The 14,993-nt window shown below is 41.5% G+C and carries 10 protein-coding genes; 8 read left to right on the top strand and 2 right to left on the bottom strand.

The annotated features are described in order from the left end of the window. Nucleotides 1-33: 33 nt before the first annotated feature. The 3 genes from AAW12_RS11100 to AAW12_RS11090 all read left to right on the top strand — a co-directional run bounded on the left by AAW12_RS11100 (nucleotide 34) and on the right by AAW12_RS11090 (nucleotide 3,147). Nucleotides 34-1,260, top strand: coding sequence for an OmpP1/FadL family transporter (locus AAW12_RS11100; RefSeq protein ID WP_046673693.1), 1,227 nt, complete (start codon nucleotides 34-36; stop codon nucleotides 1,258-1,260). A 22-nt stretch (nucleotides 1,261-1,282) separates the two neighbouring features. Then, complete coding sequence (locus AAW12_RS11095; RefSeq protein WP_046673692.1) at nucleotides 1,283-2,587, top strand: SGNH/GDSL hydrolase family protein; 1,305 nt, start codon at nucleotides 1,283-1,285, stop codon at nucleotides 2,585-2,587. Nucleotides 2,588-2,730: 143 nt separating this feature from the next. Further along, complete coding sequence (locus tag AAW12_RS11090) at nucleotides 2,731-3,147, top strand: OsmC family protein (protein ID WP_046673691.1); 417 nt, start codon at nucleotides 2,731-2,733, stop codon at nucleotides 3,145-3,147. A 153-nt stretch (nucleotides 3,148-3,300) separates the two neighbouring features. On the opposite strand, the gene AAW12_RS11085 is transcribed toward AAW12_RS11090, so the two are convergent. Further along, nucleotides 3,301-5,673, bottom strand: coding sequence for an outer membrane beta-barrel family protein (locus AAW12_RS11085; RefSeq protein ID WP_046673690.1), 2,373 nt, complete (start codon nucleotides 5,671-5,673; stop codon nucleotides 3,301-3,303). A 239-nt stretch (nucleotides 5,674-5,912) separates the two neighbouring features. Between AAW12_RS11085 and AAW12_RS11080 the strand changes: the two genes are divergently transcribed. Further along, on the top strand, nucleotides 5,913-7,256 hold the full coding sequence (locus AAW12_RS11080; RefSeq protein ID WP_046673689.1) for a sensor histidine kinase: 1,344 nt from the start codon (nucleotides 5,913-5,915) through the stop codon (nucleotides 7,254-7,256). A gap of 73 nt (nucleotides 7,257-7,329) precedes the next feature. Next, nucleotides 7,330-8,004 (top strand): response regulator transcription factor, encoded by a 675-nt coding sequence (locus tag AAW12_RS11075; RefSeq protein ID WP_046673688.1) that lies wholly within the window; start codon nucleotides 7,330-7,332, stop codon nucleotides 8,002-8,004. 3 nt (nucleotides 8,005-8,007) lie between these two features. Here AAW12_RS11075 and AAW12_RS11070 read toward each other — a convergent pair whose 3' ends face one another. Then, complete coding sequence (locus AAW12_RS11070) at nucleotides 8,008-9,063, bottom strand: hypothetical protein (protein WP_046673687.1); 1,056 nt, start codon at nucleotides 9,061-9,063, stop codon at nucleotides 8,008-8,010. A 156-nt stretch (nucleotides 9,064-9,219) separates the two neighbouring features. Here AAW12_RS11070 and uvrA point away from each other — a divergent pair, with 156 nt between their 5' ends. The 3 genes from uvrA (at nucleotide 9,220) to AAW12_RS11055 (ending at nucleotide 14,986) form a co-directional block, all read left to right on the top strand. Continuing rightward, nucleotides 9,220-12,060 (top strand): excinuclease ABC subunit UvrA, encoded by a 2,841-nt coding sequence (gene uvrA / locus AAW12_RS11065; protein WP_046673686.1) that lies wholly within the window; start codon nucleotides 9,220-9,222, stop codon nucleotides 12,058-12,060. Nucleotides 12,061-12,400: 340 nt separating this feature from the next. After that, nucleotides 12,401-14,287, top strand: a complete 1,887-nt coding sequence (gene mutL, locus AAW12_RS11060; RefSeq protein WP_046673685.1) for a DNA mismatch repair endonuclease MutL — start codon at nucleotides 12,401-12,403, stop codon at nucleotides 14,285-14,287. 12 nt (nucleotides 14,288-14,299) lie between these two features. Further along, nucleotides 14,300-14,986: a rhomboid family intramembrane serine protease gene (locus AAW12_RS11055; protein WP_046673684.1), complete on the top strand. Its 687-nt coding sequence runs from the start codon at nucleotides 14,300-14,302 to the stop codon at nucleotides 14,984-14,986. Nucleotides 14,987-14,993 lie beyond the last annotated feature (7 nt).

Genomic DNA, 14,993 nt, shown 5'->3' with positions numbered 1-14,993 from the left:
TAGAGGAATGTTAACCAAACAATAAACACTAGTATGAAGAAACTACTATTCTCAATACTTTGTGCAAGTCCGTCACTCCTGTTTGCACAAGGATCACAAGTGAATCTACAAAGTCCCAAGGCAGTGGGAATGGGGGGAGCAGGCTCTGCTTACTTTTTAGATGAATCTTCCATTTTCTATAGTCCGGGCGCCTTAGCAAAAATGGACCACAATGCCATTTCGATTGCCGGTAATGCTGTCATGTATAAATCTGCATTTCAAGAGGTTGGAAGTACAGTTGTTTATCATACTAGAAATCAGATTTCAACTCCTTTTTCATTATTTGCCGCATTCGGCCCTAAAAACTCCTGGTGGAAAGCAGGTATTGGCGTCTACACACCTTATGGTGGAGCCGTCGATTGGGGAAAAGATTGGGTAGGTAAATTCAGTTTGGTTAGCCTTTCGCTTCGTGCAATTTATATTCAGCCTACATTAAGTTTCAAACTGACTGAAAATTTTAGTGTTGGGGGTGGTTTTGTATACAACATTGGTACCGTAGACCTCGAGAATTCTGTTCCGGTATTTTACCCAGATGGTCACGCCGGATTGGCAACCCTAAAAGGAACCGGAACTGGCACAGGTTATAACGTTGGTATCCATTATAACCTAGAAGACGAATTTGCAATATCGGTAAGTTACCGATCTAAAGTTGTCACTAAACTTAAAAATGGTGATGCAACTTTTGACGTGCCTGAATCGGTGGCTAGCAATTTTCCTGCAGGTAACAAATTCAGTGCTGAGCTACCGCTTCCTTCGACATTTGCCGCGGGCATCGCCTTCCCTATTTCGGAGAAATTGAAGATGGCTCTTGATGCAACGCTCATTAACTACGACATATATAAAGCCCTAGATTTCGATTACAAAGAAAACACACCTGTATTGCAAGATACCCATTCACCAAAAAAATACGACAAAGCAGGATCTATTAAAGCAGGATTGGAGTATATTGCTTCCGACCGCCTGCAATTACGTATAGGTGGCGGTGTGATCGCCACACCGGTCCAACAGAGCGCCTATGTCTATCCGGAGACACCAGATAACACAAGATATTTGATATCTGGAGGTTTTACGGTAAAACCATCGCCAAAAATTGATGTCACAGGTTCCTTCGCTTATCAACGCATTGTGGCTCGTCCGTCAACCAATGTGGAGAGCCATCTTTCAGGTACATATGCGACAAATATTTTTGCTCCCGGTATTGGTGTAAGTTATAAATGGTAATTAACAGCCAAATTTGACTAAGATGAAAAAAAACAAACTTTATATAGCTGCGGCGTTAGCACTATTAGCGATCGCCTCATGTAAACCTACTTTGGACGAATATACGCCTTCGGCAGGATCGCTTAATTTTTCAAAATATGTTGCCATCGGTAATTCATTGACTGCTGGGTATGCGGATGGCGGACTGTATCTGGAAGGTCAAAAGGTAGCCTATCCCAATTTAATTGCCGAACAGTTAAAACAAGTCGGTGGTGGTGAATTCAAATCGCCATTTTTCAGTGAAGATCAAGCCAATGGGTCTGGTTATATTACACTTACAGCGCTCGTCAATGGCCAGCCTGTAACGGCACAGGTAACGGATAAACTGGCCTACCGCTCAGCTTCACCAAAATTATTGACAAAATACACCGACCCGATCAACAACCTTGGTGTACCGGGCATGCGTATGGACATGGCTTTTGTAGCTGGAATAGGATCACAGGCTGGAAATATGTATTTCGAACGCTTGCTGCCTGATGCAGATGCGATGAAAACATATTTTGCTTATTCTACAGCTCAAAATCACACATTTTTTAGTTTCGCCCTAGGTAACAACGATGCCTTAGGCTGGGCTACAAATGGTGGCGTAGAAGATGGACCTACATCAACATTAACCTCCACTGCGCTATTCACATCATTATTGGGTAACTATGTGACGACATTAACCGCTGGCGGACAAAAAGGAGTACTAGCAACAATTCCAGATGTAACAGCAACACCCTATTTTACAACGGTAACCCGTGCTGCTTTATTGGCAGCTGTCAATGCAACAAATCCGCCGACACCGGTAACAAATATCTACATAGCAACCAAGTCAGGTCCCCGTGCAGCTACCGATCAAGATTATTTTGTCCTTCCTTTCTCCTCAACAGGATTATTGGGAAAACCAAATGCTGCACAAATTCCGTACGGTTTACACCCGCTGAATCCCGTCGAAGACAAATACGTACTTGATGTAAGCGAAACGGCAACGGTCGTACAACGTATCAACGAGTATAATGCAGCCATTAAAGCTGCTGCAAATTCAAAAGGTCTAGCTTTAGCTGATGTGCATGAGTTCTTGAATAATGTAAAAGGAGGTGTTCGTATCAACGGACTAGCGGTGAGTGCAAAATACATTACCGGAAATGCATTCTCTTTAGATGGTATTCACTTAACACCAATTGGCAACGCCCTAATGGCGAACATCTTTATCAGTGCCATCAATTCTAAATATGGCTCAAAGATTCCACAAGTTGATGTAGCGAAATATCGCGGTGTCAAACTGCCCGATACCGTCACAAAATAAAGAGTGATCTACATACTGACAAAAGGCAGACGAATAATCGTCTGCCTTTTTTGTATATTTGTTTAGTATAGATTGAACAACAAAACCCTCGTATGGATTGAAAAAGGAGTCTAAACGAGCAAAAAAGAATAAAATAAAATAAGATGAAAATCAAATTAAACCGTGTCAACCAAGCTGTGCATTTCGAAGCCAGCAGTGAATTATCGCCTGTCAAAGTCAACATCGATGGCTCGGAAGCTATCGGCGGCGAAGGAAAAGGTGTTCGTCCAATGGAATTGGTTTTAATGGCACTGGGTTCTTGTAGCGTCTTTGACCTCCATAGCATACTGGTAAAACAACGCCAGCAAATTGACGATATCCAGGTCGAAGTGGAAGGAAAACGACGCGAAGAAATCCCGCAGGTATTTACAGATATCCACATCAATTTTTTCCTAAAAGGCGAAATTGATGAGCTAAAAGCAGCTAAAGCGGCTGAACTGGCCGTTAAAAAATATTGCTCAGTACATGATATGCTTGCCGCTGGCGGTATCAATATCACATATTCACTGAAAATAAACTAAGAAATACTTTCCTGGCATCTGATAATCCTCCACATTCGATGTGGAGGATTATTATTTTTGATCCATGCGGTATTATTCTCTTTACCGGCGCATGGGGATATACCAAGTAAATAGCATCTGCAACAGGATTTGACTTCGTCAAAATTAACCGATTTACAAGCGATTCTGCTCTTCTGTTCTTGTAGGCTGATTGCTGCTCTTGACCTTCTGGTTTCCAAAATGATACCGCAGCGTCAGATTCACCTTTCTAGTATCGCGGTAATCTTTATAAAAGTTGTTTTGGTCGCCATACTTGGATGATATCGTCATTTTTTCTGTTTTGAAAATGTCCATAAATGATAGATTCACTTCAAATTTCTTCTTAAAGAACTTTCGATTTGTCGTCACATAGGTACTTGAATATCCTGTTATTTTAAATGGCCCTTGTATCGTCGGGGATGTAAATGTGTTACCCAGTTCAAGGTTCCAGCCAGCATCTTTATGCAGTACATAGTTGGTACTTACATTTCCGTTGCCGATATACACATCATTCTTGTGCAATACATCATCAGTCCCCATAAAGTAATTCTCGTTATACATTCCTTCCAACTGGAGGTTCACTCCCCAGCGTCCTGTCAGCTGAAAACTCTTACCCAGGTCTATACCCGCCCCTTGTCCTTTCTTGATATTGGTATATTGGAAAATCAACTGGTGATTGTTGTTATCTTGACGGGAAATTTCCATATTCGGCCACTTCTCAAATCGGTAAAATAGATCGATATTCCAGTTGTTTTTGGTCCAGGTCAGATTGAGGTTATGGACGATCGTCGCCCTTAAACGTGGATCTCCCTGAAAATAGGAAAAGCGATTATAGTAGGACTTAGCCGGATTAAGCCAAGAGTATGCTGGGCGACTAATACGCTTTCCATAAGAAAAGCCGAACTGCTGATCGTCAGCCAAGGCATATTGCATGTAAAATGTCGGGAAGAGCACAAAATAATCACGCTTATTGATATCAGCTGGTTCGGACACAATACCTTCCAAATTGGTATATTCGCCCCTTAAACCAGCTTTCCAGCTCCATTTCTTCCAAGCATAATCGAATGAGGTATATACAGCTATATTCCGTTCTTTGTAATCAAACACGCTGCTCTTGTCGGGCCGGTGCTGAAGAGTACCGGATTCATCATCGGAAAAAGCAAGGGTGCTTGTTGTTTTTACATCGCTGAATTTCCCACCAAACTCCAGCCCCAGTTTCTTTATTTTCCCGGTGAAATCTATCTGTGAAGAAAAAAGCCGGTTTTTATTTTCATTATTACTGATAAATCGAGTGTCTGTAGGTTCCTCCCCCTTAAATCGCAGTGCCGTCAAAACATCCTGATCGTTGGTAGAATGGTTATCTGTAAAATAGGATGACCAGTTTATGCTCCATTGGGGATTAAGTTTCTTTGTTACCTGAAGATAGAGGTTATTCGTTTTTGCCGATCGTTGATGATCATTGGTGGTAAAATAACTGGACTCCTGCACATGATTTTTATCGTATATGATCGTGGGTACCTCATAGATGCCATAGGTTTTCGGTCCGTAATATCCATTTAATCCGGCGTTGACTGTCCAGGTTGTATCGGGCGTATAGTCTATCGAAAACACATAGCTGTTCTGACTGTTGTTGGTATCAAATCGATCCATTACACCTTCCCATGAGGTTTGCTCGTTCGGATAATACACATAATTCGTTTCATAGCGTGCGTAAGTCCCTCTTCCGAAGTTATAGGTACCACGAAGATTGATTTTTTCATTTTTATAATACTGGGTTAGTCCAAACAGTTGCTTCCAGGTACTGCTTTTTTCGGCCAATGCAACCGCTGAGCCTCTGTAGCCATATAGGTTCGATTTAGAAAGTTTAATATTGATAATCGTACTTCCCTCAGCTTCATATTTTGCTGGCGGGTTGGTAATAACCTCTATCGATTGTACGTCGCTACCTGCTGTATTCTCCAGATAGGTTTTCAGTTCATCCCCCGTGAGCATCACTTTTCGCTCATTAATGAGGACAACAATATTTTTGCTTCCACGGACCATTAAATCCGCACCATTCACCATCACCAATGGCGTACGCTTCAAAATGTCCCAGCTGTTGAGCGCTGAAAGATTTGAATTCTGAACGTTAAATTCCAAGCGGTCCAACTTGCGGATCAATCTAGGAGCGCGACCGACGACTTGTGCTTCTTCGAGTACTTTTGCTTCGGGAAGAAGTTCAAGCAAGAAAGGGCGTGAAATGGTATCGCTGTGAAAAAAAAGTTCCTGAGACTTGAAGTTTAGATAGGTTGTTCGTAGATAGTAGCCACTAGGATGATCCAGCATAAGTATAAATTTTCCAAAATGGTCCGTCTTTACTTCCCGGATCTCCTGATAGTTGCTATCCAATAGCATAACGGTCGCTCCCGCCAGCACAATTTTGTTTGCATCCTGTACTTGCCCCCCGATTTGTTTGGTCTGTGCCGAAAGCAACAAGGGGAAAGCCAGAAAAAATAGGATCAATTTCATCTACAAATAATTAGTCTTTAAATTCTAGTATAGCTTATCCGCATTATTCTATTTGTTAGAATTTATGTTTTGTAACACATAGGCCAGTTTGTGGTCATCCATATTTGACAACCGCGGCCATTTAATACGCTGATATTCTATGCTTCAAAAGTGCCTATAGTTCAAGCAAATGATAGTTAACAAAGAGTTAATGCTGCGTTAAGGTATATTATCTTAGCCGTCAGCAGTTATATTTGTGTATGGAATTGAAGCCCAAAAGTTACATCGTCCTCTTTACGCTGTTTTTTGCTGTACTTATCGGCATACAGGGGTATCAATTGTATAATACCTATCAGCTCAAACAGCGTGATATTTTTGCCACTGTGAAAAGTAAGCTTGGCAAGCTTCATGACAATGACAAGCTTTTTGATGATGATTTAATGAGTAAGGACATTGCCAGAGACTATTATATCAAATTGGTTAAAAATGAGATTACGGCCGAAAAACTGAAAGGACTTTACAGTGCAAATGCACATAAAACATCCCAGAGGCTAACACAATATGTCGACAGTCTATTTCAGCCACTTGGAATGGATGTCATCCTGAAAAAAGAAATTTTGGGCATCTATTTCAAGAGCTTAGAAAAACAGATCGCGGCGGGTCCCATTACCATTTACACAACGTCTGGAGCTTTTCGGCAGCCCGTTGAACTTTCCTCAAGCGAGTGGATAACAGAAAAAACAGAAACACAGAAAATCGAAAACAGCATCCAAAGCAAAGAAATCTTATATACCTTTCTTGTACATAGGAAGACATCGTTTGAGGTGACGAATCTCAACTGGATATTATTCAAAGAACTTACTTCGCTTCTATTGAGCACCCTTTTTATTCTTGTCGCCTTCCTTTGGCTTTTTTATAGAACCATTCAGAATCTCAGAAAACAGCAGAAACAAATCAGCGTGCTACACGATGTCGTTGACAATATTTCTCATGAGCTCAAAACGCCAATCGCAACCTTGAAGATTGCAGCTAAAACACTACGGAAATCAACAGACGACAATATCATAACGGTCATTGAACGTCAGGCAAACCGTCTCGAACAAACCCTCAACCCACTGAGCGAGAACCTTCAAACAAGGGATCAGCGTCCTATTACCAACAGAGAACTACACGCTATTTTCGAAGACTTTCAATTGACCAATCCGGCTATCGCATTCCAATTAAGCCCCTTGCCTGACGGTAAATTATGCCTGAGCCTAAATGATGCGACAACACTATTTCAAAACCTGATGAACAATGCCGTAAAATATGGTGCAACTTGGATTAATATCTCTTTTGAGGATCAGAAAGGTAAACTCTCGATTTATATACAGGATAATGGTTACGGCATGGCGGAGTCCGAGTTACCTTATATTTTCGACAAGTTTTACCGCATCCAAAAAAACAATATTCACGACAGCAAAGGTTTGGGAATCGGTCTTTTTCTTGTTAAGACAATCGTGGATCGTTATCACGGGCAGCTTACAGTAACCAGCAAGCCCGATGTAGGCACTACGTTTAAAATTCAGCTGCCCCTCGTTGCTATTCAATCACAGACATCATGATCAGCAGCAGGGATGATCAGCGAAAACAAAATAGGGAATAGACAATCAATACATTAACGACTGAAAATAGCATATGAACAAAATACTACTCGTGGAAGATGACCCAGATTTTGGTTTTATGCTCAAGCAATACCTTGAGCTATCCACATTTAACATAGACTGGATAGCACAGCCCAATGATCTTACGGAAAATTTCCAGCAGCTAGCCGATTACGATCTGGTTATACTGGATGTTATGCTTCCTCAAATTAGTGGTTTTAGCCTGGCTAAAGAAATCAACGCCCTATACCCCACGTTGCCATTTATCTTTTTAACAGCCAAGGAGCAAAAAATAGATAAGCTCACGGGACTAAAAATCGGTGCCGATGATTATATCACCAAACCTTGTGATCCTGAAGAACTGTTACTTCGCATACAGAATATATTAAAGCGAAATCAGAAAAATAGTACCCCAAAATCGATTGCCATAGGTACGTATATTTTCTATCCCGAACAGTTATTATTAAGCCATGCTTCGAAACAATATAAGCTTACTGAACGTGAATCGCAACTTCTCCTATTTCTGTCGCAACACAATGGTCAACTTGTCACACGCGAAGAAATTCTTGAAAAGGTATGGGGAAACGCAGATTTCTTTACCGGAAGGAGTATGGATGTCTTTATTACCCGAATCCGAAAATACTTAAGCCTGGATCCCAAGCTTAGTATCAGTTCACATAGAGCAGTCGGATTTACGATTCAATTTTAAGGATTATCCGGCAATCTCTTCTTTCCGCTTGTTCCATAATTTCTCTGCCCAACGACCGACAAACCAAAAGGACACCGCTAAAATTAAAAAGAATACGGCTCTATTGATATTATCCCAGAGATACTCCACATATCGGGTATAGATATTAAGTACTAAAAATACAAATCCCACTTCCCTGCTTACATTATCTTTAGCCTTTAAGCCGTAGACAACCAAGAATGCCGACACGGCAGTGGATAAGATACCCCAATAGAACATATGGTATTGACGTACTGTCGTCCATTCATAGAAATCAGCATAATTCCCAAAAATAGATAGGGTCCACAAGGAGACCATCAGGTAGATCAACCCTACAATGTAACTGATAGGCTGAAAGATTTGCAGGCGTTCGAACCGCGGTTGAACCCAAACAGCCAAAGCGGTTAGCAGCGCTCCGAAGATGGTAAAACGAAGTGGGTAATTCATTCCCCAAAACTTAAAGCCCCAATTGCTATGGTAGGCCGTCTCGGTCGCAAACCATACCCCCAAAGCCAAAAGCATAAAGGTCCAAATCAGTTTACTGTCAAGCTTAACGGCCAGAAAGCCATAAATTGCAACAGAGAGTAAAAATAACAAGGAATAATGCATCGTATCTTTATCCAATACTTTACCCATAAATCCGATGCAGGCTGCTGTTCCAAAAACCCCAATCAGCATCATCGTTTCAGTGGATAGATTTTTATAAGGATATCGTTTCTTATACCGAAAACCCAGCGTATAGAATAATACGGCCACAGCAGCAAAAAAGAAGCAAAATAGGATATTAGGTGCTTCGTAAAGTGTATCGACAAAGGCCAAGAATGATGCATCTGTAAACAACGAAAAAACAGCAAAGACCAAAGAAGCCAAGGCAATCCAAAAAGCATATCTCGCCAGTTGTCCCCAGTCAAAACTTTTTACGTCCAAACTATCCATCAGCTCGTTCGCTTTTTGTTCATCCAACAGGTTTTCTTTCTTCCAAAATTGGACGATATCGTCGATCGATTGCTTCTCTTGTTTGCTGACGTCGTATTTTCGCATAAATTTAGATTTACTGTGCAAGGTACATTATTTTTTTAAATCACTTGTATATCACATTTTATTCCAAAAGTCAGATTGGCTCGCATAATTCCTTTAAAATCTGTAATTTTGCATGTTTTGCATTTTATCCCTCAACAGGGACTTTAAGGAGTTTTCATGGCAGTAAAAAGAAGCCCAGATTTGGGCGAACAAAGTGAAGTTCAGGTATTTGGAGCGCGTGCGCATAATCTAAAAAATATAGATGTTTCTTTTCCGAGAAATGAATTGGTTGTTATTACAGGTTTAAGTGGCAGCGGAAAGTCTTCTTTGGCTTTTGACACCATTTATGCTGAAGGACAACGTCGGTATATGGAGACATTCAGTGCCTACAGCCGTCAATTTTTGGGCGGCATGGAACGTCCGGATGTGGACAAGATCTCGGGCTTAAGTCCAGTGATCTCCATTGAGCAGAAAACCACCAGCAAAAACCCCAGGTCCACTGTTGGAACCATTACCGAGGTGTATGATTTTATGCGTCTACTATTTGCCCGAGCGGGGGAAGCTTTCTCCTATGTGACCGGTAAGAAAATGGAGCGTATGTCGGACGATCAGGTTATCGAACGTATTTTGACTGAATTTGAAGGGCAGGCTTTAAATATCTTGGCTCCGGTGGTTAAAGGCCGTAAAGGTCACTACCGGGAATTGTTTGAGCAAATCCGTAAACAAGGTTATGTGAAGGTGCGCGTGGATGGAGAGATCTTGGACCTTGTTCCAAAAATGCAAGTAGACCGCTATAAAATTCACGATATTGAGATCGTCGTGGATCGTTTGAAAGTAGAGCGTGAAGATAAAAAGCGCCTACAGACTTCGGTTATGCAGGCGATGAAAACTGCCAAAGGTATTATCAAGGTCTCCACCAAAGATAATCAGGAGCAATTCTACAGCCGCTATCTCATGGATGCTGAATCGGGTATCTCTTATGATGAACCGCAGCCCAACACTTTCTCATTCAACTCGCCTTATGGTGCCTGTCCGACATGTGATGGATTAGGCTATATTTTTGAAATTGATAAAAATGCGGTTATTCCAGACAAAAAACTCAGTATTCAAAAAGGGGGTTTAGCCCCTTTGGGACCTACCCGGGAGAACTGGACTTCAGAAGTCTTGAAGGCTGTCGCAAAAAAATTAGATTTTACCATTTCAACGCCGCTTGAAAAGCTCAATGAAGAACAGATTGACCAGCTTTTATTTGGCAATAAGGAAGAGCCTATTGTTGTCACGGTATCCTATGGAAGTTATGGCACACGTGAATATCGCGTTGAATTTGAAGGAATCTTTAAGATGCTGGAAGAGTTTTCCGGAAAATCTTCGGATGAAGCCCCATCTTTAGATGATTTCAGGACGAAAGTCACCTGCCCAACCTGTGCGGGAGCGCGTTTGAAAAAAGAGTCTTTACATTTTAAAATAGCGGATAAAAACATCCATGAGCTCTCCACGATGGATATTACATCGATCAAGGAGTGGTTTGATCAGGTAGAAAGCAAACTTGATGAACGCCAGCTTATTATTGCAACAGAGATCTTAAAGGAAATCCGCGCACGCTTAGGATTCTTGCTGGACGTAGGCTTAAATTACCTCACCTTGGATCGTACTGCTAAAACACTTTCCGGAGGGGAGGCACAACGGATCCGTCTGGCAACACAGATTGGTTCCCAACTGGTGAATGTACTTTACATTCTGGATGAGCCGAGTATCGGACTACATCAGCGAGACAATGAACGGTTGATCAATGCCCTGAAAAACCTACGCGATATTGGCAATTCGGTCCTTGTTGTCGAACATGATAAAGACATGATCCTACATGCGGACCATGTTATTGACATGGGTCCTGCTGCAGGGGTTCACGGCGGTACAGTAGTTGCCGAAGGTACCCCAGCAGAAATCCTCAAATCAGACTCTCTGACAGCGGCATACCTCAACGGGACAAAAGAGGTTAAGATTCCGGAGAAACGTCGTGAGGGCAATGGAAAAACATTGTCATTGCATGGCGCAACAGGGCATAACTTAAAAAATCTGTCTGTCTCTTTTCCATTAGGGAAACTCATTGTTGTTTCGGGGGTTTCGGGTTCAGGCAAATCCAGCTTAATCACGGGAACATTATATCCGATTCTGAATAAACATTTTTTCAGAGCCAAAGCCACGCCGCTTCCTTTCAAAAAAATTGAAGGGTTAGAACATATTGATAAAGTCATCGAGATCGACCAAAGTCCTATCGGCCGTACACCACGATCCAATCCGTCCACCTATACAGGCGTATTTTCGGATATCAGAACCTTGTTTGTTCAATTGCCAGAGGCTAAGATCAGGGGCTATAAACCAGGACGCTTTTCCTTCAATGTCAAAGGCGGCCGTTGTGAAACCTGTCAGGGGGCCGGATTGAAAGTCATTGAGATGAATTTCCTTCCCGATGTACAGGTTCCTTGTGAAACATGCCACGGAAAACGCTATAACCGAGAAACTTTAGAAGTACGGTATAAAGGAAAATCCATCTCCGATGTACTTGATATGAGTATCAACGATGCTGTGGATTTCTTTGAGAACGTACCGAGTATCTATCGAAAGATCAAAACACTGCAGGATGTAGGTTTGGGCTACATCACCTTAGGTCAATCCTCCACAACCTTATCGGGAGGCGAGGCTCAACGGGTAAAATTAGCTACGGAACTTTCTAAAAAAGATACTGGAAATACATTTTATATCCTTGACGAACCGACTACAGGACTACACTTTGAAGATGTCAATGTCCTTATGGGCGTTATCAATCGCTTGGTCGGACGTGGAAATACCGTTTTGATCATCGAGCACAATCTTGATGTTGTTAAATCGGCAGATTGGGTCATTGATATCGGTCCCGAAGGTGGTAAAGAGGGCGGTCAGGTTCTATTTGAAGGAACGCCTGAAAACTTAATTAAAAATAACAAAAGCGAAACGGCACGTTTCTTAAAACTGGAAATGTAATATCAACAAAACAGCAGCTGCGAATTATGCGGTTTCTGTTCGTAGGGTGGCTCGGTTATTGCGAAGGGAATATTTTTCCAGCTCGATATCAGCTGTGTTTTACACAGGTGCTAGACAACGCACACTGACTTTGACGTCAACTGGGAAGCGTCATATTTAGTGACTAAATACGTTTACAGGTTCTTTGCGGCTGTAAACAGTTGGTCGTTGCTATTCCATTTTCATTTGTATAAATGAACGCATTACACGCTTTTGTTTTTAAAGAACATGTGGAATGTCCGCTTGATTTTCGTCAGTGTTTATACGCTGCAAACATGGATATTTCTTAACTTTGTATTATATGTCGGATATTATTCAATTACTTCCAGATAATGTTGCTAATCAGATTGCGGCGGGAGAAGTGGTGCAGCGACCAGCGTCTGCAATTAAAGAATTGATTGAGAATGCTATTGATGCTGGAGCTGACAAAATAAAACTTATTGTTAAAGATGCAGGCAAGTCGTTGATTCAAGTCATTGACAATGGTTGTGGTATGAGCGTAACTGATGCTCGCCTTTGTTTTGAGCGCCACGCGACATCAAAAATCCGTAAGGCTGAAGACTTATTTGCTATTCGTACGATGGGTTTCCGTGGTGAGGCGATGGCCTCCATTGCCGCAATTGCACAGGTCGAACTCAAAACACGCCGTATTGAAGATGAGCTAGGTACAGTCGTTGAAATAGAGGGATCGAAAGTTGTCAATCAGTATCCGGAAGCTGTGGCTGCCGGAACAAATATTTTAGTTAAAAATCTTTTTTACAATATTCCTGCCCGGAGAAACTTCCTCAAGAGCAACTCGGTAGAAATGCGTCATATCATTGATGAATTTCAACGTATTGCTTTATCGAACCCACAGATTTTCCTAACCTTACATAGCGACGGAAATGAAATCTACCATTTGCCGGCAGAGACACTAAAACAACGTATTGTCCATATTTTCGGAAACAATTACAATCAGCGTCTTGTCCCTGTGGAAGAAGATACATCCATCATCAAGGTAGAGGGCTTTGTGGGGAAACCTGAGTTTGCGAAAAAAACTCGTGGTGAACAGTTTTTCTTTGTCAACAAACGCTTTGTACGTGATCCATACCTGCACCACGCTGTCATGAACGCCTATGAAGATATCTTGCAGGCAGAAACATTTCCCTTCTATGTCTTATTTATCGACATAGATCCCGCACGTATTGATATCAATGTCCATCCGACCAAGACTGAAATCAAGTACGAGGACGATAAAGCTATTTATGCAATTATCCGTTCGGCCGTAAAAAGATCATTGGGACGGTACAATATTATGCCATCCCTGGATTTTGAACAGGAGACTAGCTTCACCAATCTCATTACAAAAAAGGCACTGGATGAAATTATCGTTCCAACAGTTACCTTTAATCCGGACTTCAACCCTTTTGATACAGACAAATCAAAATCCAATTCGAGCTACACCCGCTCAGAAAGCTATGCTGAGGGGCTTACCAAGAAAACAGGTGGCATACCCAGCAATTGGGATTCTTTATATCAAATTGTCGAAAAGGAGGAGTCTGTTCAGCTGCCATTGCATGCCGAGCCGGAATTACGTACCGATGGCCCGCAGATCATCCAAGTTGAAGATAAATCATCCTCGAAGCTCTTTTTCCAGTTACATAATAAATATATTGTTTCACAAATTCACTCCGGATTTATCCTAATCGATCAACAAGCGGCACATGAGCGTATTCTCTTTGAACAATTTCTTTCACAGCTGGACCAACATAAAGGTCTGAGTCAGCAAAGTTTGTTTCCACAGACTTTGGATCTGAATGCTGCAGATAATGAATTAATGAAAGACCTCCTGGAGGACATCAACGGTTTGGGCTTTCAAATTCGTGAATTTGGAAAAAATTCCTATATTATTGACGGAATTCCTGCAGACTTAGGGACAGGATTCGACGAAATAAAGATGATTGAGAAAATATTAGAGGATTACAAAAACAATCAATCTGAGTATAAGCTAGCTAAGCGCGAAAATCTTGCAAAAAGCCTTGCCCGTAACGCGTCCATTAAACCTGGAACCGTATTGGACAACACAGCAATGGCAGAGCTTGTGGACAGACTTTTTGCTTGTCACTCACCCAATATCTCCATCTATGGGAATCCTGTAATTGTAACATTTACATTGCAAGAATTAGCGGAAAAATTTGGTAAAAATTAGAAGATAAAATATATGTTTCCACAACTGACACCTGTTATCAAGAATTTATTGATCATCAATATTATATTTTATATTGGATCTCAACTTGTACCTGTAGCATATGATTATCTTGCGGTCTACTATCCGGACTCCCCTTATTTTAAAATCTGGCAGGTGATCACGCATATGTTTATGCATGACAAGAACACCATTACTCATATTTTCTTCAATATGTTTTCCTTAGTCATGTTTGGCCCTATGATTGAGCAGGTCCTTGGTTCGAAACGTTTTTTAAATTTTTACCTGGTTTCAGGAATCGGTGCTTGGTTTCTTTATACGGCTGTAAATGGCATACAACTTTATAATGCGACGGGTTCTTTCGCTCCGCTACATGGCATGAGCGGAAACGAACTTATTTCCATGGCCAATACCGGGAACAACGAAGCATTAACCTACCTCATTCCCATGTTGGGTGCTTCGGGAGCTATTTATGGTGTACTATTGGCATTTGCCTACCTTTTTCCAAACATACCGCTTCAATTTTTGTTTATTCCTGTACCAGTCAAAGCGAAGTATATGATCGGTGGATTTATCCTCATCGAAATATATATGAGCTTATCTAGACCAGGAGATTCTGTGGCTCACCTGGCTCACGTCGGTGGTGCACTATTTGGCTATCTACTGCTTAAACTGTGGAAGATTAGAAAAGGAATTTATTAATATTGTG

Source organism: Sphingobacterium sp. Ag1 (assembly GCF_000988325.1).
Classification (GTDB): domain Bacteria; phylum Bacteroidota; class Bacteroidia; order Sphingobacteriales; family Sphingobacteriaceae; genus Sphingobacterium.
Note: the sequence above shows the minus strand (reverse complement) of the source record. Positions and strands in the feature narration are given on the sequence as shown.